This window comes from Bradyrhizobium sp. CCBAU 11386 (assembly GCF_028128955.1).
Taxonomy (GTDB): domain Bacteria; phylum Pseudomonadota; class Alphaproteobacteria; order Rhizobiales; family Xanthobacteraceae; genus Bradyrhizobium.
The window spans coordinates 1-20,948 of sequence record NZ_LBKA01000022.1 but is presented as its reverse complement, the minus strand read 5'-3'; the positions used below and the strand labels follow the sequence as shown (position 1 = coordinate 20,948).

At 64.5% G+C, this 20,948-nt stretch carries 18 protein-coding genes; all 18 read right to left on the bottom strand.

Going from position 1 to position 20,948, the window contains the following annotated elements:
- Window positions 1-4: 4 nt before the first annotated feature.
- Entirely contained in the window at window positions 5-1,252 is a 1,248-nt protein-coding gene (locus XI09_RS05770; protein WP_271566011.1) for a DUF4255 domain-containing protein, read from the bottom strand.
- Window positions 1,253-1,265: 13 nt separating this feature from the next.
- Entirely contained in the window at window positions 1,266-4,316 is a 3,051-nt protein-coding gene (locus tag XI09_RS05765) for a DUF6519 domain-containing protein (RefSeq protein ID WP_271566010.1), read from the bottom strand.
- A gap of 15 nt (window positions 4,317-4,331) precedes the next feature.
- Window positions 4,332-6,866 carry a hypothetical protein gene (locus XI09_RS05760; RefSeq protein WP_271566009.1) on the bottom strand — a complete coding sequence of 845 codons (2,535 nt, stop codon included), beginning with the start codon at window positions 6,864-6,866 and terminating at the stop codon, window positions 4,332-4,334.
- Complete coding sequence (locus tag XI09_RS05755) at window positions 6,863-9,322, bottom strand: hypothetical protein (RefSeq protein WP_271566008.1); 2,460 nt, start codon at window positions 9,320-9,322, stop codon at window positions 6,863-6,865. Before XI09_RS05755 ends, XI09_RS05760 begins: the two co-directional genes overlap by 4 nt.
- The gene (locus tag XI09_RS05750) at window positions 9,319-11,808 is read right to left on the bottom strand and encodes a hypothetical protein (RefSeq protein WP_271566007.1); all 2,490 of its coding nucleotides are present in this window, start codon (window positions 11,806-11,808) and stop codon (window positions 9,319-9,321) included. The genes XI09_RS05755 and XI09_RS05750 overlap by 4 nt, the downstream gene beginning before the upstream one ends.
- A 1-nt stretch (window position 11,809) precedes the next feature.
- Entirely contained in the window at window positions 11,810-12,187 is a 378-nt protein-coding gene (locus XI09_RS05745) for a GPW/gp25 family protein (RefSeq protein ID WP_271566006.1), read from the bottom strand.
- A 2-nt stretch (window positions 12,188-12,189) separates the two neighbouring features.
- Window positions 12,190-12,519, bottom strand: coding sequence for a hypothetical protein (locus tag XI09_RS05740; RefSeq protein WP_271566005.1), 330 nt, complete (start codon window positions 12,517-12,519; stop codon window positions 12,190-12,192).
- On the bottom strand, window positions 12,519-13,031 hold the full coding sequence (locus XI09_RS05735) for a phage baseplate assembly protein V (protein WP_271566004.1): 513 nt from the start codon (window positions 13,029-13,031) through the stop codon (window positions 12,519-12,521). The genes XI09_RS05740 and XI09_RS05735 overlap by 1 nt, the downstream gene beginning before the upstream one ends.
- 8 nt (window positions 13,032-13,039) lie before the next feature.
- On the bottom strand, window positions 13,040-14,179 hold the full coding sequence (locus XI09_RS05730; protein ID WP_271566003.1) for a phage late control D family protein: 1,140 nt from the start codon (window positions 14,177-14,179) through the stop codon (window positions 13,040-13,042).
- On the bottom strand, window positions 14,179-14,463 hold the full coding sequence (locus tag XI09_RS05725; protein ID WP_271566002.1) for a hypothetical protein: 285 nt from the start codon (window positions 14,461-14,463) through the stop codon (window positions 14,179-14,181). Before XI09_RS05725 ends, XI09_RS05730 begins: the two co-directional genes overlap by 1 nt.
- An 8-nt stretch (window positions 14,464-14,471) precedes the next feature.
- Entirely contained in the window at window positions 14,472-15,209 is a 738-nt protein-coding gene (locus XI09_RS05720; protein ID WP_271566001.1) for a hypothetical protein, read from the bottom strand.
- A 9-nt stretch (window positions 15,210-15,218) separates the two neighbouring features.
- A complete protein-coding gene (locus tag XI09_RS05715) occupies window positions 15,219-15,461 on the bottom strand; it encodes a hypothetical protein (protein ID WP_271566000.1) in 243 nt (80 codons plus the stop codon).
- Window positions 15,462-15,465: 4 nt separating this feature from the next.
- Complete coding sequence (locus XI09_RS05710; RefSeq protein ID WP_271565999.1) at window positions 15,466-15,663, bottom strand: hypothetical protein; 198 nt, start codon at window positions 15,661-15,663, stop codon at window positions 15,466-15,468.
- Window positions 15,664-16,354: 691 nt separating this feature from the next.
- Window positions 16,355-17,179, bottom strand: coding sequence for a hypothetical protein (locus XI09_RS05705; protein ID WP_271565998.1), 825 nt, complete (start codon window positions 17,177-17,179; stop codon window positions 16,355-16,357).
- A gap of 6 nt (window positions 17,180-17,185) precedes the next feature.
- Complete coding sequence (locus tag XI09_RS05700) at window positions 17,186-17,692, bottom strand: phage tail protein (protein ID WP_271565997.1); 507 nt, start codon at window positions 17,690-17,692, stop codon at window positions 17,186-17,188.
- Window positions 17,693-17,719: 27 nt separating this feature from the next.
- Complete coding sequence (locus XI09_RS05695) at window positions 17,720-19,312, bottom strand: phage tail sheath family protein (protein ID WP_271565996.1); 1,593 nt, start codon at window positions 19,310-19,312, stop codon at window positions 17,720-17,722.
- A 211-nt stretch (window positions 19,313-19,523) separates the two neighbouring features.
- Complete coding sequence (locus tag XI09_RS05690) at window positions 19,524-19,862, bottom strand: hypothetical protein (protein WP_271565995.1); 339 nt, start codon at window positions 19,860-19,862, stop codon at window positions 19,524-19,526.
- Between the two features lie 130 nt (window positions 19,863-19,992).
- On the bottom strand, window positions 19,993-20,670 hold the full coding sequence (locus XI09_RS05685) for a LuxR C-terminal-related transcriptional regulator (RefSeq protein ID WP_271565994.1): 678 nt from the start codon (window positions 20,668-20,670) through the stop codon (window positions 19,993-19,995).
- Window positions 20,671-20,948 lie beyond the last annotated feature (278 nt).

Here is a 20,948-nt window from a genome sequence, read left to right as displayed (position 1 = left end):
CAGCTCACCAGATGATGACTGGAGCGACGGGTGCGCCGCTGGGATCCAGAGAATAAGGGCTTGCCGCGCCGTCAATCAGGACGCGCGCCAGATAGCTGCCGTTCGGCAAGCCAGGCACGGCAAAGAGGACGGTATCGCTGTCCTGCGCACGCGGCTCGGCTGCGAACACATGCGTTGCTTCGGGCAGGCTCACGGCGGCGAGTTGCAATGCCGCGCTCTGGCCGGCGCCGACAGTCGGGTTGATCTTCACCTCGATCACGTCCTCGGGCGGAGAACCGAAATTGTGCCGCGCGGTGATGGCAAAGCTGCCGGGCGCCGCGCCGGGCTGGATTTGCGGATGTAGTACGAAGGTCGCGATCTCGGATTGTATCCCGGCCTGATGCGGCGTCGGTGGCGCGCCCAGCTTCAGCGCTTGCACCACGCGCGCGGTCTGCGGACCCGCAGCAAGGCCGCCGGGCAGCGTGACCACGATGCGCGTATTGGAGACGAAGGCCGGTGACTGGTTGATCGTGCCGAACAGGACGATGGTGCTCGACCCCGACATGGACAAGTTCTGCCCGGCGAGGACGATCTGGCTTTGCGGCAGGATCAGAGATCCGCTGCCCGGTGCGGGCAGGATTTGCTGGATCAGGGGCTCGCGGAATGGCAGCGCCTGCAGGTTGAAGCTCAGGGCCGGCGCTGGCGGCGGAGGCAGGGGATCGTTGCCGTCGATCAGCACAACGCTGGCGCGATACGCGGTCGAAAGCACGTAGTCGATCTTCAGCAGGAAGGACCACAGCTTCGACAACTCCTCGAGCGTGAAATTCACCGGCACAAACCGCACCAGCTCCGATTGCACCGACAGGCCGGCGCCGTTGAGGAACGACGTCGTCGTTTCGACGTGATCGATCAGGGCGCGTGGCAGTTCCGGATTGGCGTGCAGCGCAAGCGCGACGGAACCGAGCAGCCGCTGTTGCTCGAGACGGCTCTCATCGCCGTAGAAGGTGAGAAGATAATGCAGGTCGAGCGCAACCTGCGGGCGGCGCAGCAGCGAGCCGTTGGTTGCGCGTGTGGGCAGGTCGGCATTGCGCAGCGCCGCGTTGGGCGAAACCTGGTACAGGAAAATGTTGACGCCCGGATCGGGCAAGCCACCGGTGGAGTCCGGCGGCATTGCGGTGACGGTCGCGCCGGGCACGTGCGCAGTGTCGATGTGCTGCTGCAACAGATGCAGCAGCGTCTCGGTGACGGTCGCGATGGCAAGAGCAGAGCTCATTGGATATAGCCGCCTAACTCGGCATCGCGTTGTAGGGGACCCAGGTTTGCTGTTGTGCGCCGTCTCGGAACAGACTCGGAAGATTAGAAGACCCGCGCAGCACGTTGCCGGTCACGGCCAGCAGGTGCAGGAAAGGCGTCGTGTCCGGAATGATGGCCAGGCTGACGCCGCGAATGCCTTCGTTCATGATCAGGTTGCCGGTGAGCGCGCTTCGTTCATCGTTCGGCACGATCAGAACCGCAGACGGTGCACCCAGCGCCGTAGATCGGTTGCGGAGATTGTTTGACGATAACACCAGCGAAACGCTGCGATCAGTCTCCTCTTGGGGCGGGACGTTGGCGATTATGACCAGGGCCGCGGAACCCTGGCCTCCCTCGATCTTCTGTGGAAGCGCTTCGACCTGGTTGGCGAGGAAGAAGATACTGCTTGGCCTGGGCCGAACCACCACTCTTTCCGCAGGTGCCTTGACCTCGGGTGGCAGCGCGTAGCTCGCGAGAAACGCGGTCATATCGAGCTCCTCGAACGCCACGCGGTTCATCGCTTCCAGGTACATCTGCTTCGCTTTGTCCTCGCTCGGCGGGGTCGAGTCCGGCAAGTTCAACCAGAAGCCGCTCACGCAGCGATCGACGCGGTTGTGCTCGAGGCGCAGGTTGCCGAAATGCGCTCTGCCAAAAGCCGCCAGAGTAAGGTTGCTGAAACGGCAGCCTTCGACCACGGGATCCCCGAGATCGTCCGGCAGGTTGTCGACGAAGCTGACCGCGGCGATCCCCGTCGTTAGAACCAGGTGCGATAGTGCCGTTGTGGACTCTGCGGCCCCAATTCGTTCGTTCAGGCCGCTCAGCGACAGGCGCGCGCGCTCGATGACGTCCCCGAAGTCGCGATGCTCGGGTGATGGCGTAGCCGCTTCGACCCGGACGAGCTCCGGCCGCACCAGAGGCCCTGTTGTTTCACCGGTCTGCGCGGGACGTTGCGACCGTGGGTGGAAGGTGAGGTCGATTTCGGAGTCGAAATTGCAATTGCGGACGATCAGATCGGGACAGAGGCCCTGCAAGAACAATCCGGCGCCGAGCGTGCCAACGTCGTCGGCAACCCGCCGGTCCACGCTCAATTTGACCTGGCAATCCTCGATAGCCAGGTTCGGACTGTTGATGGCCCTTATGCCGATAGCTGCCCGCAGCCTCGCCATGATTCCCATCAGTTTCACTTCGGTAAGAGACGAGGTGCTCACGTGCCCGGCGAAATTGCGCTGAAACGGGATTGGCGCAGGAACCGGAAGCAGCCTGAGGCCGCGCAGCGTCACCGAGGCCGCTTCCTCAACAAGGATCATTCCGTGCGAGAACGCCGTTGGCCGGGCATCGTTTGCGCCACGCAGGATGACCGCCGGCCCGCAGGCCTCAATCGTCAGCGTCGAATGGTCCGATGTCAGCCGCAGCGGCGCATCGATACGGTAGGTTCCGGGAGCCAGGCAAAGTTTTGAGCCTCTTCCTGCCGCCGCGGCGCGGTCGGCAAAGCTCTGCAGGCTATGACGGCCGACCAGGTCGGCCGGCGAGATGCTCACCGTGCAGCAACCCTGGCGCCGCCGGGTCAACTCGACCAACGAATCGAAATGCTGCCGGCAATCGCTGACATGGGGGCCTGCCTCGCCGGTCCAGTCGATCACGGCCAGCGGGCACACCCATTGCCGCGGCCCTTCGGGATGTTGTGGCGCGACGAGCAGCTGTTCGGGGTATGCGCCCTGTGGCGTTGCCGGGCGCAGCGCGACCTCCCAGAAGGCACCGCCGCTTATGGGCGCATCTGCGGCGACCGACAGCGTGACCTCTACGCCGGTGGAGGTGCCGGTGGCGGGGTCGTCGAGCGCCACCACGCCGCCGCCGGCAGGAACCGGCAATTCGGCGCGCCAGACGCGCAGAAAGATCGGCGGCCCGTCGCCGGGCGCATAGTCCTGAGGCAGTGCACTGTCGAGCACGATGTAGCGGGTGTCGTCCCCGGTTGCGACCGGACCGTAGGGTTGGGTCAGGCGCCGCAATTCGCCCTGCGTTTCCGCAACAACGCGATAGGCGACGGTCTCGCCGGTCGGATCGGTCTCATCCGGCTCCTTGCCGAGCACCGCGGCCGTGCGCAGCACTTCGATCAACTGCCCGGTCTGCGGAATATGGAAGCTGTCGGGCGGATCCTTGGCGAGTGTCAGCATGGTGCGGTCGTCGCTGACGCTGGTGACGCGGTACAGGAAGCTCGCGTTGTCATAGCTCCAGAGCAGCGACGGACTGTCGCCCTGACGGAGTTGTATCCTGATGAGCTGGTTGTCCACGCCGAAATAGCCGCCGCTGGCGACGGGATCGCAGGGGTTGCGTTCGGTCAGTTCCTGGGTGAAGCCGACCTGGAGCCGCGTCAGCGGTTCAAGCCGCATTGTCTTCGGGTCGAAGCGGCGGCCGTCGCGCTCGAGCCACAGTTTCGCTGCTTCGCTCCAGGCGTCGCTGCAGCCCGCAGCTGCCACCGGGAGCCGCTTGATCCGCTGCAGCAGCTTGACGCGCTGCGTCGTGTCGGGGCCGCCAAGCGCAACATCGAGCAGTTCGGGATCCTCGACGGCGCTCACTTCCTGTTCGGTGAGTTCGAGGTAGACAAGCTCGGAGCCGAGAATCGTGCCGCGCTTGGTTTCGGCAACGCCGGACATCGAGGGTATGAGCCAGTCCGGCTGGTCGAAATAGCTGTAGTGCACCTCTTGCCCGGCCTGCCGTTGCGGCAGGTAGGCGCGTTCGCCTCCGACATACATGGTCCCGGGGGCGATCGCGAAGTCGAAGCGGTTGCCGGCGTTCTGATCGAAGAAGGCCGGCGGACTCCAGAGCATGCTGGCGGGCGGCGACACGCCGGGAATGCTGATGGCGAATCCGTTATCGGGGGTCCCGCACGGTCCGACGAAGTCGAGCGCGTTGTGTTCGATACGATCGGCCGTGAGCCGCTGCACGGCATTGATGTCGCGGTCGAGGATTACGCGGCCCTGCTGGGCTACGGCCTCTTTGTAGCCGTCGCGTTGCTCCTGACGTCGTCTGCTGCGATCGCTCGACATCGTTCTACCTCGTATCTAAGTCACCGGGATAATCACCGGGCTCAAACCTGCGGGCATGTACTCGAGAAACTTCAGGAGCAGGGCACGCTGCTTGATCGGATTCTTGTCGCGCGCGAAGGCGCCCATCTCAGAGCCGTCCTCGGCGCCGGCGCTGATCGTGTTCTGCCGTTCGTCCTTGGTCGCCTTCGGCAGGATCTGTGCGTCGGCGAGCGGCAGGAGCTGGGCGTAGCCGGGCTGTCCGAAATCCGTGCTGGTAAACAACGGTGCGCCTTGCGGGATGCGCACGCATTCGTATTTGCGTGGCAGCACGCTGCCGTCGGCCCATGCCGAGAAACGGACGCAGCCGTGCTGGATGTCGTCGACCTCGGCGAGTTGCTGCAGGATGCATTCGCTGGCGTCGATGCGGTGGACGACGATCCGCCCGAGAATCGTGCAGCGCGACAGCCGAACCTCGCCGTCGGCAAGCGCTATGGCCGCGTCGGCAAGCTCGAGCGGATAGGCGTCCTCCAGCAGCAGCCGGTTGAGAACCGGAGCTGGGCCGAGACCATCGGATTTGTCGAGCCGCCCTTTCGTGGACGCTGACAGCGGCACGTGCGCAAAGGCTTGCGCGTCCCACAATGGTGGCCCCGACGTCAGCGCGTCGAGCAAGCCGAGCGCCTGAGGAAGGGCACTTTCGGACGGTGGTGAGGCAGCGAAAGGCGGCGAAGCGCCCCCTCCCAATGTCGTGACGATTTCCGGGGCATACGATTGCAATAGCCTGGAAACCGGATCGAGCGCGATCTGCAGCCGCCGCTCGAACCGCACGGGATCTTTCACCTCTTGCGGCTCGATCGGTCCAAAACCGCTGCTGCGGATGCCCTGAACGATGCTGTTGGAGATGTTCAATCTCTCCACCAGGCCGCCGTTCCGCGTCCGGATCGGGCCCATGATGCTACGATCGACGAGGATCGTTCCGATCGTCGCCTCGATCCAGAGACGGGTCGGTACCAGCTCGCGGCCGTCGGCCGCGGCTTCGATGATCGACAAGGGCGGCGAGGATGCCTCGCTGTCATTCGGCACCTTGAGATTCGGCGCTGCGCTGCCGGGGTCGAGCGTGCAGCAACTGATGACGACCTGGTCGAAACTGCCCGCGAGTACGATGTCCGTGCCGGTGATCAGGAGGCCATCGAGGACAAGGCTGCTGCCCTTGCTGCCGGTCAGGGTCCAGCTCTTGCCGGAGTTGAAGCGCAATACCGGCCGTTGATGATTGCCGGCCTGAATGACCAGTTCGCGGCCAACGGCGGCGTCATCGGCGCCGGGCCAGGTCAGCGAATGATTCAGCGTCACCGGGCTCGAGGCGGAAACGCTGAGCGGACTCGCGGATGGCGGCACGCCGGCGTCGGGGGCCGGCGCGTGCAACGTACCGCTCCGCCGGTCATACGGACCGGCGCCGATCTCCGACGGGAAACCGTAGCGGTAGAAGCAAACCAGCTTGCTGTTTTCGACCGGCGCGGTGGCCTGGTAGAAGAACTGTCCTCGCTCCGGTCGCAAGGTGAGACGGTTGGCATCGATCGTGTCTTGTCGCGGCGGCGGCGACAGGAGCGATACCGCAACCGACAGTGCCTTGGGATAGAGCTGCAAACCCTTGTCGCCGAGGCCGAGATCGCTGTCCAGCAGGGCCTGCGAGATCGGCCCCGGTACCTGACCCTCGTTCGGCGTTTTCCATTGATCGCCAAACGCACCGGCGGCGCGCCCCGGTGAAAACAGCGGGATGTTGCGGCCGGTCGGATCGAAGCCGTACCAGCCCGGGCAATTCGCGACCGGAACGGGCGTCACCGGGCCGACGGCGAGACTCATCAGCCGCCAGAGAAATACGCCGAGATGGGAGATGGCATAACGGCCGAAATACCCCTGGCCCTGGCGGAAATCGGCCGTGTGGAAGAACTCGTCGAACGCCGTGTGAGCCTGCCGCGCCGCGACCTCATTCCGCAAGTCCGCAAAGCCGCCGATGGCCGTGCGCGATGCTGCGGCTACCAGGCCTTCGGCGCGCTGCAGGCGTGACACGTCATCGCCAGACGCAAAGGCGAGGCCGATCTCGGGATCGATGCCGTGGCGGGTGCGGCCAAGCCGCCTGAAAAATTCCACCAATTTCGCATCCCAGCCGGTAATGCTGAACGCGATCTCCTCGAGGATGGCGAGTGTGCCCTTGCGGCGGCGGAAATAGATCGTCTTGGCGACGTCCAGGCGTTGCCCGTGCGGATCGAGCGCGGACACGATCCGTGTTCCCAGCAGGTCGCCGATATAGGGGATGAGCCAGTCGTCGCAGGTCTCGATCGACTGATCGTCCCACATGCGATCGATGCTGCGGCGGACGATCGCCGCCTGCGCTCCGATGCGGTTGATCAGCTCTCGCAGCGGGCCGTTTGCGGCGCGACGCTCCGCGACGGTCGTTCCCGGTTGTGCCAACGCCGGATCGAATTCGTCAGTGTCGAGCGTGCGGTATATCTCGGGCAGCAGGTTCCAGAGCTTGTCTGCATAGTAGGTGTCACAATTGTCGGCGGTCCCGGTCATGCAGCGCCTCCCGCAGAAAGCCGTACGTGGAAGGCATCGTCAGGCACGACGAAATAGCCGCCCGGGCCCGGATCGTGCTGCTCGCCTGCGCACAGGCCCGGAGCAGGTCTGCTCAGGCTGGTCAGGCGCCGAAACCGCCTGCGACGCAGAACGTGTCGCGCCGCCGGCTCGAAGCTGAGCGCGTGGATCGCCTGCACGCCGGGGACGGCGAGGCAGGCCTGGCAAATCTGGCTGTCATAGATGACTTCGCCGATATCGATGGCGTTGACGCCGAACAGTCCGTTGTCCGCGCCGACCAGCGCGTCGTGCAGCGCGGCGCGGACGACGCTGTCCTCCTGGCGCGGATCGATCACGTAGGTGAGCGAAATCCGGTACTGCACTGCTGAGGCTGGCAGGATCCGGACTGGCCGGTTCGGATCGGCGGTTCCGGCCAGCGCGGCCCTTGTCGAAGCGACCGCGCCGCTGTCACCCGCCACCCACAAGGTCACGACCGGGCGCTCCGCCACGGCGTCGAACACAAAATCCGCCTTGGCGTGCGTGACGCCGGCCGCATTGGCGGCGATCGCCTGGTAATCCTCCAGCGATACCGCGCGTCCGAATGTGAAGATCGACGCAGGTGCGAGGGCGCGGATTCGCTCCGGCGGATCGGCATCCGCGCCTTGGGTCGGCGCCAGCGGGTTGACGAGGCCTTTCAGTCCGGGCGGAGGATTCAGCGCCGTCGTCAACGTTCCCGGCGCGGGCGCCTCCGCGCCGGCTTGAAAGCGATAGGTCGCGACGACATTGTTGACCCCGGTGGGCAGGCGGGCACCGTTGACGCCATCGCCGAACTGGACATGGGTCTTGCCCGTTTCATCCTCACGCAGCACGAAGATTTGTGCAGTGCTCTTCTGGTCATAGAAGCTGCGGGCCTCGCGCCATTCGACTTCATTGACCCAGACACGGACCGTGCTGCTGAAATTGTCGCCGGATTTCGATGCGGGATCCTGCTGATATGTGACGGGCGACTGGCTGAGCGCAAAGTCCTGCCCCGCAATGGTGGCATTGCCGCTGCCCAAGACCTCGTTGGGCACGGTCTTGCCGCGCGAGACTGCGAGCAGGTTGAACAGCACGTCGATCGGCGGCAGGAGCCCGGCTTCCGGCGCAGCCGAGAGCCGCGACAGCGCGATCGTTCCGCCGCCTGCGATGCTTGCGATCGCGGAAGCGCCGTTCTTGCCGGCATCCGCAAGCAGCACCGGATACGTACCCTGCGGGACGGTGCCACCTTGCGGCTGCAGCGCCCCACCGCTGCCAGGGAGCTTCACATCGTTCGAGCTGAGGTCGGGTACCAGCTTGCCGACCGCCGTCCAGTTCCAGCGCAAGATAACCTTGCTCTTGTCGGGAGCGGCCGAATTAAGCTGATCGGCGAAGGTGATGGTGGCGTGAAGGACGGAGACGGGGGAAGGCGGCGGTGAGGCCGCACTGGGGGTGGGTCCGTCGCCGTTGGCGTACCACACGCTCTCGATGTTGGAGCCAACGATCACCGTCGCGGGGTTTTTCGGGTCGTCAAGATAGGCAAGTTGTCCGGCGTCGAGCCCGCGCGCGATCGAGGCCAATTCGATCTTGGTGCTGTCGACTACGACCACGGTCTCCGGGACGGAGTAAGTCCACGCACCCAAAGATTGGCCGCTGCGCAACAGGACGAAGGAGGCGGGATCCGCGTTTGCAGGAATGCTTCCGGAGGCAATTTGAAAGTCGAGTTGCGTGACTGGCTTGCCATAGACGTCCTTGCCGTCCGAGATTGCATTGATCGTGAGCCAGGCGAAGTCGATTGGCTTGGTGCCCTGCAGCCCGCTCGCGTTGGTCAGGAGCAGCTTTTCGCCAAGCTTGATGCCGCTGACCCTGCCGGCCAGCAGCAACCGGTTGCCGGAGCTTCCGGTCAGCACCTGCCTCGACGGAATGGTACGCGTCGTCACGACGTCGCGGCCGGCTAGCCTGGTCTCGGCATCCAGCTCAAAGGTCTGCGGTTGCTTGCCTGGTCCGGGCTTGCTCTGGATCTCCATGCGCTTCGGCAGCACGACGGGGCTTGCCCCGGACAAGAGGGCAGCGAGCGTGCCACGGCTGCCAAGCGCAGGCCGCGGCCGGTAGCCGATCACCTGGATCAGCCGATTGATGCTCTCCGGAAGCGTGGCGGTGCGCAGATAGGACTCGGTGGCGATGCGCTCGTTGTAAAAGCACAGAATGTCGCTGAGATAGGCCCACCACTCGACCATCTGCACCGCCAGGTCGCCTTCGGCGCCTGGACGCCACACCCGCCAGAGATCCTGCTCGTCCGGCAGCGCTAGCAGCAGTGCATGTCGGAACGCGAGATAAATTCCCGCGCTGTAGTGAATGCTTTGCAACGCGGCCGCGTTGTTGATGACGAGCGGATGCACGAAGCTGTCGCAGGGGCAGATCGGGCTGGCAGCAGTGCCGTTCATCGCCCGCCCTCCACCAGCAGCGAAAATGCGCCGCGCTCCGGTGAGCTCGGATCGTTGTCGCAACGGATGATCTGGTCGACCCCGACCGGTACGACGTCTCCCATTTCCGCAAGTCCGGCGGAACGTCCGCGCACCCTGTAATGCACGCAAAGGACGCCGGCGACGCCCGGTACCTGCTGAATGGCGGCCTCGAGCGCGCTGCGTTCGAGTGGCTGGCCGAACGAGAAATTGTCGGGAGCGAAGAACCCCGCCGTATTTCCGACGGACCCCGCCGGAGACAGCGCGGCGATCAGGCGCCGCTTCACGTCGCCCGCGAAAGCGTCGGGCCGGGCACAGACGTGAATATCGAGATCCAGCGAGAGGTAATCGGGATCGTCAACATAGGATTCGGTGCCTGCCATCCGGTAGCGGTTGAGCAGTGTCACCAGATCGATGCGTTGGTCGGTCGTGATCTGCTCGGAGGCCTTGGGATCGGGCGTGGTGAAATTGGTGAGCCAGCTGCCGGTCCAGCGCGAGGCGGCGCCGGCGCGCTGCACCCATGGCAGCGTTTCGGCCGTCATCCGATAGTCGGAAAGCGTGACGGCGCGGAATTGCTTGGCTTGAAACGCCTGCGGCGCCAGCCTACGAATGGTTTGCAGGGTCTCAGCGTCCCGTCCGCCGGATGCCGGCAGCGGATTGCTGACCGCAAGCAAATTCCCTTGCGACAGGGCCTTCGCGCCGAGCTGCGAGATTGCCTCAGCCGCAACATTGCCGGCGACGCCCGCGCTGGTGCGATAGCTGACGGTAAAGCGCGTCCCTGGGTCCGGATTGAATCCGAAACTGCCGTCGCCAAAGCGAAGGGTATCGCCGCGATCGCCGTCATAGTCGAACTGCAGCGAGTCATCCGAGTTGCGCGCGATCTGGCGATAGGCGGCCGGGTCGACGGTGAAGGCGGTATCGTACGCGCCCGCCTCCAGCAGGCTGCGGCAGTAGCGCCAGATGATCGGCGTGTCGCCGCCGTCCTGCTGCTGCAGAACGATCTCGGGCGCCGGCGGGTCGGTCGCATTCTGGGCAAGCCAGGTGAGAGGCGCCTGGTCGAGTGTGTACAGGTGGACCGGCGGCGGGACGCCGGATTGCACCTTTGGCAGCAATGGTCGTGGACCGGTGCGTGTAACCGTGCCGCGCGCGCCGCCGCCCGCTGCTGGCGGCCCGATGACGAATGCCTCGTCTGACACCGTTCGCCCTTGCGTTGCCGGCGTGATATTTCCGGCGACATGCGTTCGCGTGAGGTCGCGGTCTTTCGCAAGCTTGTCGGCCTGCCGCCAGACGATCTGCGTGACCGCGGTCGGAGCCAATGGCTGCGGCGGCGACATCGCGCATGTCATGAAAGGCGGACCGGCGCCGTCCGCCGGCCGCATGAAAATCGGGTCGCGCAATTCGCTCGAGCTCTCCAGTTTGACGATTTGCCGCAACGGCGGATCTGCCGTCGTTTCCGCCATCGTTTCGATCAGGAGCAACTGGTCTCGATGGAATTCGTATCCGTGGCCCAGCACGTACATGCTGGTGGCGCCGGCCTTCAGGCAGCGCTCGCGGTCGTCAAACCAGTAAGGCTCGATCTTGCCGCCATTCCACAATTCGCTGGCCTGAACCGACGGCGGTTTGTCGAGCAATGCGCCGGTGTTGGGATCGAGCAAGCTGTCCTTAAGCCCGGTGCCGGTCTCGAACGGAATTGGCGTCCCGTCGGGTGATGGGGCCATCACTTCGACGCCCGCGGGGATGTGGTCGACGCCGCTGGCGACGTCGAAACGCAGCATCACGGTCGATCCGGTCGCAGCCATCGGCTCATAGTCGACGAGACGGGCGTGACGCATCACCGAGCGGCGTTGCGTCGCCGTGATCAGCGTCGCTTCGGTCGCGATGCGATCCTGCATATAGCTGAAATCGTCGGCCAGCGCGCTCAGCGCCTCCAGGAACATGACGCCAAAATCGGCTTCCGACCGCTCCTGCCAGGTTGGATAGCGCAATGCCGAGAAGTCGAGCAGCGCCTGCCGGAAGCTGAGGAAATCTTTCGCCAGATAGTTGATCGGCGGCGCGTCGCCGTCCGGAGGCGGGCAGGGGCGCGGCGGGACTTCGCAATCCAGGTCCGAAGGACATGCCGCCTTGAACGAGAATTCGACTTCGGTGAAATAACTGTCCAGCTTCCGGCTCGGGATCGCCAATCGGTATGTCGAGAAGTCGCCTGGAGCGTGAACCCGCAGCGTGAGGGTGAGATGGTTTTCGTCGAACCCCCAGTCGCTGGCATCGTCGATGTGAAGCACCGGAACCTTGCGGATGGTTTCACCGCCCTTGATGGTGGGTTGCCCGGTGATCGTACCCTGCAGCGGGACGTCGTTGAGGAAGTGCACGCGCAGCGTCGTCTGGGCATCGTCGACGATCTCGACGAAGTCGATGCCGTTATACGACCTCGACTGAATGACTGCGGCGCGGCGGTCGTGCTTCTCGTCCATGTCAGCGCACCAGGATTTCGGTCGTCTGCAGTGATTGCGTTTCCAGCAGCGTGTATTCGACCCGCACCTGAAGCTGGGATTCGTCATCGTCGGCGCCGGCGGTGACGGCGACATTGCGCAGGACGATCTGGTCGGCCAGCCAGCGCGTCAGGTTTTTCTGCACCAGTATTTGCGTGGTCGCGCGCAGCGTCTCGTTGTTTGGCGCGAACAGCAGTCGGCGCAGTCCGCAGCCGAATTCGGGCAGGTCGATGCGTTCCCCTGGCGTGGTGAGCAATACCTGCCGGATCATCTCGTCGACATGACGCGTGTAGGCCGACTGCGCCGCCTGGCCCGAGACGGGGTCGATCCGGAAAGGAAAGGCGCAGTCGGTTCGGCGCATAGCTAGACTCCCGATACGCGAGCCTGCGTCATGGAGACGATTACGCTGCCCTGAGGGGCCATGTCGGCGGCAAGGCACAGTCCGACGCTGGCCTGCGTCAGCGTGAAATCGCTCACGGCCTTGCTGCGACCGGCCGGCTGCACCCACTGCACCTGCACGCATGGGTGCAGCGTGACGCCGAGATTGAACGAGCATCCGGCGATGGTGAAAGTATCCGAGGCACGGAGCAGGAACGCACCGCCGGCCTGCGCGCGGCTGTTGCTGCTGACCGGCTGCACCTGGCCGCCATGCGGGCACATCATCACGCTGCTGGTGTTGAGCAAGGATGGCATCACATCACCTCGAGCGCGCCCTGGTTGACATTGACCTCGGAGTCGCTGATCTGGATCTGCTGGCCGCCGCGCGAGAGCGTCATGCCGCTGCCGTCGAGCGTAACGGTGTTGTTGTTGTCGTCGGTGATGGTGATGCTGCCGCCGTCCTCGTCGATTAGGACTTTCTGGCGTGACTTGGTCACGATTGCCCTCACTTTGTCGGTAGCATCCGGTGGAGGCTCGCCGTCGTGCCAGAAGCCGCCCACCCAGATCGGATAGGAAACATCGCCGCCCTCGAACTCGATCCAGATCCCGGAGCCCACCTCCGGCAGGAAAGCGAAGCCGAAACCGTTGCCGGCAAACGGCACGCAAGCGCGCGCCCAGCCGCTGGGTTGGCCCGCAAGCACGGCCGGCACCATCGCCTTGATGCGGAACGTCGCGACATCGACGTCGGTCACGACGCCGCGATATTTTCCAAAGAAGCGGTTTCGCAGCCGGTCGACGATATCCATCAGGGTCTGCGTATCCATCATGGCCTCCTTCACAGCGCTCCGGCGAGGGCGGCTAGTCCGCCTGCGCCTCCGGTGGGTGCGGCCCCGACCGCGTTGCGCATCAGCGTGAATTTCATGTTGTGGCCGGTCTTGGTGATGACGTGGCGAACTTTCCAGACCAGGTATTTTCCGGAATGCAGTGCGCCCAGGCCGTCGAGTTGCACCAGCATTCCCGCGCGCAGCACGACGCCGAGCCGGTCGACGTCGGTTTCACCTTCGCAGCGCACGAACCATCCGGCGTCGCGCAGGACCGATTGCGAGCGCAGCGTCAGCTCGCCCGCGGTGTCGACGGGAGCGGCGAGCAGCACGCTCATCGATTTTCCCGTGAAGTCGGCGAGCGTCCGCTCCGCCATCGCGGCCAGACCGGAGTCGCCCGTGTCGGCCGCTGCCGCGTCGCCGCTCGCATCGGTGAAGAGAGCCTGCCGTGCCACCACTGCGCTCGGCTTACTGACGTCCCATTCGAGGTCCAGCATGTGGACCGTCCACTTTTCCGGATCGTTCAACGTCAGGGTCGCGACCGCATCGCCGTCCAGCTTGGGCCTGGCGAAATAGCCGGTGCGCTGACCGGGCTTGTCGGTGCAGGCAACCCGGCAGACCTTGCCGCTGCGCCGCGCCAGCATGCGCAGGAACTGAATGTCGGATGCGCGCTGCATGAGACTATGCCCGTCCTCCGAATGCGAGGGGGAGTCGTCGTCGCTGTTCTGGTCGGACGGGGAGATGCCGTAGTTTCCGAAGATCGAGGCCGCGACATCGGCATCGGTCACGTCGACCCACTCCTTCACCGTCTCGGTCATGTTCATCAACCAGGAGGCATCCTGTCCCCAGACCGCGATCGTTGAATTGGTGATGCCTGTCTCAAGGTGCAGCTTGTGCGCCAGTACGTAGCCATCGAAGATGCATTGATTGCCGTTGTCGCCGAGGCCGGCGACGACGGCGATGTTGGCCATCGGTGCAAAGCGCGATTCCGCGACCTGGCTGAGCTCTCCGCCGGAATCGCGAGCGACCGGGAGAACGATCTGCATCGCCGCGGGAAGATCCATGCTCTCTTCGACCTCCAGCGACACCAGCAGCGTGATCAGGCCCGGATCGACCGGTTGCTGCTCGAGCATGATCTGGAAAGCGCTGGCCATCAGCGTCCTGCCGGTGCGTCGATGGGAATGCCGATCAGGTCGCGGGCGCCGAGCGCGTCCGGAACCACCATGCCGTTGGCGTCGCAGAGGCGCCAGAACGCGGTTGCGTTGGAGAGGAATCGTGAAGCGATCAGGTCGAGCCGCCGCGGTTCGGTTTGGCGCACGAAACCGCGCAGCAGCTGAGGTCCGGGCAGCGGCAGGCGAACGGCCTGCACGATGCTGCCGTCGGCGCGTTGCACCGGATAGGTCGGCTGTTTCTCGTAGCGGCTGCCGGGAAAGAACATGATCGTCCTCACAATGGGGTTGGCAGCATGCCGACGATACTTGCCGCGGCGCTGCCGGCATTGGCGAGCGCACCGGCCTGTCTGAGCCCGAGCGTGTAGTTGTAGGCGGCCTTGGCGACATCCTTCATGTCGCTCTGGATTGCGGTGAGATCGTCGGGCGTCAGCACACGCAGGGTCACCTGGGCGTCGGCATGAATCGGATTCAGTGTGGTGTTATAGAGTTTTTCGGTGATCGTCAGGGCGGTCACGCGCACCGGAAGAATTCGCCCCGGTCCCCAGACGAACAGCACCAGCGGCACCTCCGATTGCGGGACAAGCTGGACGCCGGAATTGCCGCCACCGAGGCCGGCGGCGCTGATCGCCGAAGATACCGCGCCGAGCAGGCCCCCGCTGTTCGGCGTGTTCGGGTACTGCAACATTTCAAGTGCCGACAGGCGGGCATAGACGCCGCCGAGCTGAGCGAGCCCGGCCGCCACCGGATTGGCGTCGGCGGCCGCGACATCTTCATTGGCGTCGAGCGAAAGCGTGAAGCCGAACGTCTCACCCGGCAGGCCGGAGGCGGCGAGGGGATCGGTAAGTTCCGGCGTCTGCTGGCTGGCGGGCGGTTTCGGCGGCGCGGCCTCGCTCCAGGTGTGACTGATCGTCTCCGGGTTGATCTGGAAGGCGATGACGTTCGGCAGTGGTATGCCGCCGATGGCGGTCGGCAGGAAAGAGATCAGCGCGCCCTTGATGGTTGCCCCTGCCATGGCGTGTCCCTATGCGGTTCGGCCGAGCACGGCGAGCGTTTCTTCGACGATTCGCTCGGCGAGGTCGCCGACGCTCTGCTGCGGGCGGGATTCGAGTTGGACGCGAACGGCTGGCACGCGACCGGGCGCAAGCGCGACGCTGCGCTCGGCCAATCCCTTGCCGACGAGCGTCGCCAGCCGGCGCGCCTCGTCAGCCGACAGGCCGGAGACTTCGAGCGACAAGCGATCAATGTCGAGGCGTGATGCGTCCATGTGTTCAACTCTGCATCAATCCGAAAGCGCCGTAGCCGCGTGCCAACCCGCCGGAAGGCGTCACCACGCGCCGCGCCATGCGCATGGGAGCTGGCGCGGCCGGAACGGGCGTTCCCGTGGCTTGCGGCGCCGGCGGCAGGACCTTCACCTCGATCACGCCGATCTGGACCGACGGCTGCGCATGCCGGCGGGCGGCCGGCACGGCCACAGCCGGGCGGGGTGGTGGCGAAAACCTTGGCACGATCGCTGCCGGTGGCGCGGCACGCGTCGATCGTTTGACCGCGTCTTGACGCGGGGGCGGCAAAGCGGCCGGCGGCACGTCTGCTCGCGCTGCGGCACGATGCGTTGGATCGCGATCGGGTCGGAGCGTGCGTTGCGGCGGTGCGTCGTTTTCTGTTGGCCGCGGCAAAACGGCTGGCGTGGATGGAGTGCGGTGTGGCGACGACGGCGCAACGGCATCCTTCGCGGCGTGGGGCGCCGCGCGAGAGGCGATCGGCAATTTTGCTGGAGGAAGGGCGACCGCCGGATCTCGCGGCGACGTGCGGACGGGACCGTCGATCGAAGGACGATCGCCCGACGCGCCGGGAATGGCGGGGGCGCGCGACTGCAACTTGTCCGCGGGCGTAGCTTCCCCTGGCGGCGGTGGTGCTGAGGTGAGAACGGCATGCGGGTCGCGTGCGCGTGCTGCGGCCACGGGTGCGGCTCGAATCGGCGTCGGCGTCGGCGCCCGCCTCGACGCCACCGGGCCCGGCGGAGCTATCGGATGCTCGACGATGAAATCGGGCTGCGGCGTGGACGGCCGGAACAACAGCCGGGGCGGCGACAAGCGCTTGCCGGCGGCTTCGCCTCTGGCAAGCCCGGCGAGTTTGCGGATGTAGGTACCGCCCGACATCTCACGCCACCCGCGTTGCCCGCGCCAGTTCGGCGTATTGCATGCGCCGAACGCTCGGGATGGTGAGAATGGCGGCCTCCGACCAGGCGTAGCGCTGGGCGAGAATATCGACGTCCTGGTAAACGTAACGCGCGCGGTCGCGCAGTTCCTGCAGGCAATAGTGCAGGGGATCGAACAGGACGGTGATGGTGGCCCGGCATTCCGGACAAACGCCCTGAAGATTGTCTCTCAGGCCGGGCGCCAAGAACTGCATCGCACGTTCGGCCGCGCGGCGGGCGCGGGGCGGCATGTCCGGCGGATAAAGGCAGGCCTGCGCAATGGCCATTTCCGCGTCCGCATCTTGCGCCGCTGCGATCTGGTCGCCGATGGTCGGAATGCGAAACGCGAACGATCCGGCAACGTCGCGCAGTGAAAGATCGTACTCGCCATGCCGTTCCGAAGCGCGCACTGAGAAGCCGCGTGCGCCGAGGGGCGGACGCTTTGGACGATGATGGGCGAGCCAAGCATCGATGCTGAAGGAAAAATCGAGACGGGCGCCGCAGCCCTTGGCAGAACACAAGCTATCCGTGACGACCTGATCGCCGATCACCCCGCGGCGCAAGTGGAGCAGAAGCGCTTCCAGGTCACATACCGGCAGGGCAGTCCAGTCCAACGCCTCCCGTTCGTCGCCAAGACGTTCCGCTATGGCGAGCGCGAGCTGCACCTCGCTCAGTCCGCCCTCCGCGATCAGGATGTCGTCGAGGCCCGTCGGATGCCGCAGCGTGACGCTGAGCCCGCTCGCGGGCAGCACCAGTCTGGCAAGGGGACCGGAGTCCGGATGGATCATGCGGCCTCACTTCTCTTCCGGCTCTTTGACGTTCGGATCGATTTCCCAGCCCTCGTTCTCGAGCTTGATATGCTCGAGCGCGACCGCGGTGGCGCCAGCGTCGAGATCGGGCAGTGCCTGGAACTCCGAGACCCAGCAGCGATGGACGACATAGCCGCGCACGGGCACCCCCTGCTCGTTCAACAGGTGGATCTTGACTTCCTTTCGCAGGTCTTTCAGCGAGGTCTTCGCTGCACCCTTGTCGAGCACCTGCGCCGCATCGGCCCATTGCAGGAAGTCGTCGTCCTGGGTCACGCCGCGTTCCAGCGTGATCGGCTCATACTTCGTCCTGCCAAGCCCCTTCAGGATGATGTTGTTGCCGCCTTCCTTGTAGTCGATCACGTCCGACGATCGCTTCAGCGCCGTCACCTTGCTGACGGCAGCGACCGCTTGCTGTTTGTCACCGAAGTACACCAGAAAGCGATACGATTTGTATGGATCGAAACGATTGACGTTGGCAGGGAAGATCGGCATGGCAGCTTCCTTGAAGGATGACTGGGTTCAGCTCGACTGCGTCTGGCCTGCGAGCTGCGAGAGCGTGATGACGACGAACTCCGCCGGTTTCAGCGGCGCGAACCCGACCAGGATATTGACGATACCGTTATCGATGTCCGCGGCCGTGGTGGTGTGCGCGTCGCACAGCACCTTGAATGCTTCGCTGGGGCTTTCACCCTTGAAGGCCTGCTGACGAAAGAGCCCGAGCATGAACGCATCGAGGCTACCCCTGATGGCGCTCCATAGCGGCTCGGCATTGGGCTCGAAGATCACCCACTTCAGATTGGCGTAGAAGGTCTGCTCGAGAAACAACGCCATCCGGCGCACCGGCACGTAGCGCCATTGTTCGTCGGTTGTCGTCACCAGCGTGCGTGCACCGAACACGGCTGTTCCGATATTGGGAAAGTCGCGCAGGCAATTGACCCCGAGCGGATTCAACACGCCCTGGCGCGGGTCGGTCATGCGGCCACGCTCCACCACGCCCAGCGTATTGCGCGTAACGGCCTGGAAGCCGGCCGGCGCCTTCCAGACGCCGCGCGCCACGTCGGTTGCGGCGTAGATTCCGGCAACGGACGCTGCGGGAGGAATTTCGTACGGCTTACCGGTATCCGGGTTTTTCGCAAGGCCCGTGATCGGATCCGGGGAGTTCAAATAGGGGAAATAGAGCGCGCCGTTCTTGCTGTGTGGAATATCGGGGCCATTCACGAAGTCCTGAATGGTATTGGGGAATTCTGGCAGAAAGCCATCAGCTGAGCGGTCCTTCGGCGGATCCATGATGAAAAATGCGCGCTTGAGTTCGCAGAACGCGAGCGCCTCGTTCAGCACCAGCGGGTCTGAAACGCCGGGAATCACCATCAGGTTGAAGATCGGCAGCTTGTCGAGCGGGGTATCTTGCTGCAGCACCCGGTTGAAGTCGGCGGCGCTGAAAAAGCCGCTTGCCATCGCCAAATCGGGAAACAGTTTCTTCTCTTGCTGAGCTGGCCACAATGCGGGCGGCGATCCGACCGAAACGGTCACCAGCTGCGAGACGCCGTTTATCTTGTGCTCCACGAAATTCGGGCTTCCCGGGTCGGTGCTGACGCGGCGGTAGGTTTCGATGATCGCTCCCTTGCCGGAACTTGGGCGGTAGGTGATGACCACGTCGGCAAGCTCGTCGCGCGGCGGCGACAAGGTGTCGGCGATCGGACGCACCGTGACGTCCATCTTCCAGGTGCCGTCGGTAATCTCGAGGGCGGTGAAGACAATCCCGCCGCCTATCGGGACGGTCGCGCCGGATCGCGGCAGGGCGTTGCTGTCGAGGGAGACGACAAACGCGTCGGAGCCGCCATTGAGGAAGAACTGATTGATGGCGATCGCCATGTCGCCGAATTGGTTCGCAGGATCCGCGAAAGCCTCGCTGCGCACGAAGCCGCCGAATTGGCGCGCATATTCGGCGAAGCTGAAGATCTCGACAGGCTTGTCGAGATTTTCCGCCGGCGTCTTGAGCGGATGGGTGTAACCGATGAACACCGTCTTGTTGGTTGGCGCGGGCGTCACCGTGTGTCCGCTTGCGGGTGCCTCGAGGATGTAAATTCCGGGGAAGGTCGGAGTGATAGGCATCTCGCCCTCGCAAAAAGCGTGGATGTTCGAACGTGCGCTGAATCGAAAATGTGCTGCGGGAGGTGTGAAACGGTAGCAGCGGGTATCGATCCTACAATCGGCCGGTCGACCGAGACCGGGGTTGAGAAATCGGTCTCATCCTTTTGCCGCGGGATCTAATCCTCCGGTACCGATCCGCCGCATGAATGTGCAGCGGTGCGTCGATGCCGTCTCAGGCACGATGCACCAGGCGGAGGATCTCGGCCGCGAGCGAAGTCTCGCTCAACGGAGACAATTCATCCGGCGCGCATCCGAGCCGGTGCGCGGAAGCGGACTGCAGGTCGCTGGCGATAGTGACGACAAGGGCACCGGGGACAAGGGTATGGATCGCCTGTGCGATACTTTCGTCTTCGCCGCGGCGCAGGCCGGTCACGATGAGATCGGGTGGCTGCTGCAGTGGCCAGTGCGCTGGAATCTCGGCGAGGCTGGCGATCTGTGGCAGGAGTTCGAATTCGGCGCGCCTTGCAAGCGCATGCTGGATCATGTCACCCAGCATGGGAAATTCGGTCACGACGAGGGTGCGTATCCTGGGCAGCGGACCCGTCCTCTGCGGAAGATGCGCGCCTGCCTGCACCCGTAACCGGGTTTCGTCCATCCACCGCAAGAGGGAGATCGCGTCGACCTCAGGGAGGGGTTCCGCGTCACGCGCGTTCGGCGCTGTGCAGCCAGGCCGTGACCTGGCCGCGGTGACGAAGGTTCAGCTTGCCGAGCAAATTGTGGACGTGAGATTTGGCGGTCGCGAGACTGATGTTCAGTTCGCGCGCAATTTCCTTGTTGGCGCGGCCGGAGCCGATTAGCCGCAGCACTTGGCGCTCTCGATCTGTAAGGTTCGGAGAATGCGAGGTTTCACCCTGCGGCCCGTGGTCGCGCAACTCGCGCAACAAGCTGCCGGCGATGAAGGCGGAACAGGCCTGTTCACCGCGGGCGATGCCCTGCAGCATCGCGGGGAGATCGACGAGGCGCGCGGTATTCGGGATATACCCCGACACCCCAGCTCGAATCCATGACAGCACGTTGCTTTCGGTCTCGCTGACCGCGACGACGACAATACGGGTTTTGGTAGCTGCAGAGAGGATTTGGCCGACTGCCGCCAAGCCACTGTTGAAGGCGGCGTCTATCAGCAGGAGATCGGGCGCGGATTCGCTGACAATTGCGACGGCCTCGGCGACGGACGAGCAGCGGTCGAGCACAATGATCTGCGCCTCTGAGAGCGCGCGAGCGAGGCTCTCATACAGAAAACAGACGTCGGACAGGATCAGTGCCGACAGTGTCGGTGGATGTCCGTTTCTCGAGTCTGACCCCGCCTGAAAAGCAGCCAAGGCAACCCCCACGGCTACGCAGGTGCGCATCGATGATTAGAAGCAATATATAAGGCACGACTGAACAGGCGCTGGACTAAGGTAGTGTATCAATCGCGGTGGAATTTGCAACCTTCGCGAACATTTCGATAAATTCACCCGGATGAGTGATATTTGTACAGATCGCAAGCAATGATTGAGTGGCGGTCTTGATTTTGAAGAGGAATAAGGTCGCGGCTAGGGTCCGGACTCAATTGAGCCACCAGATTACGGCTGCGGCGATGAAGGCGCCAGCGAGC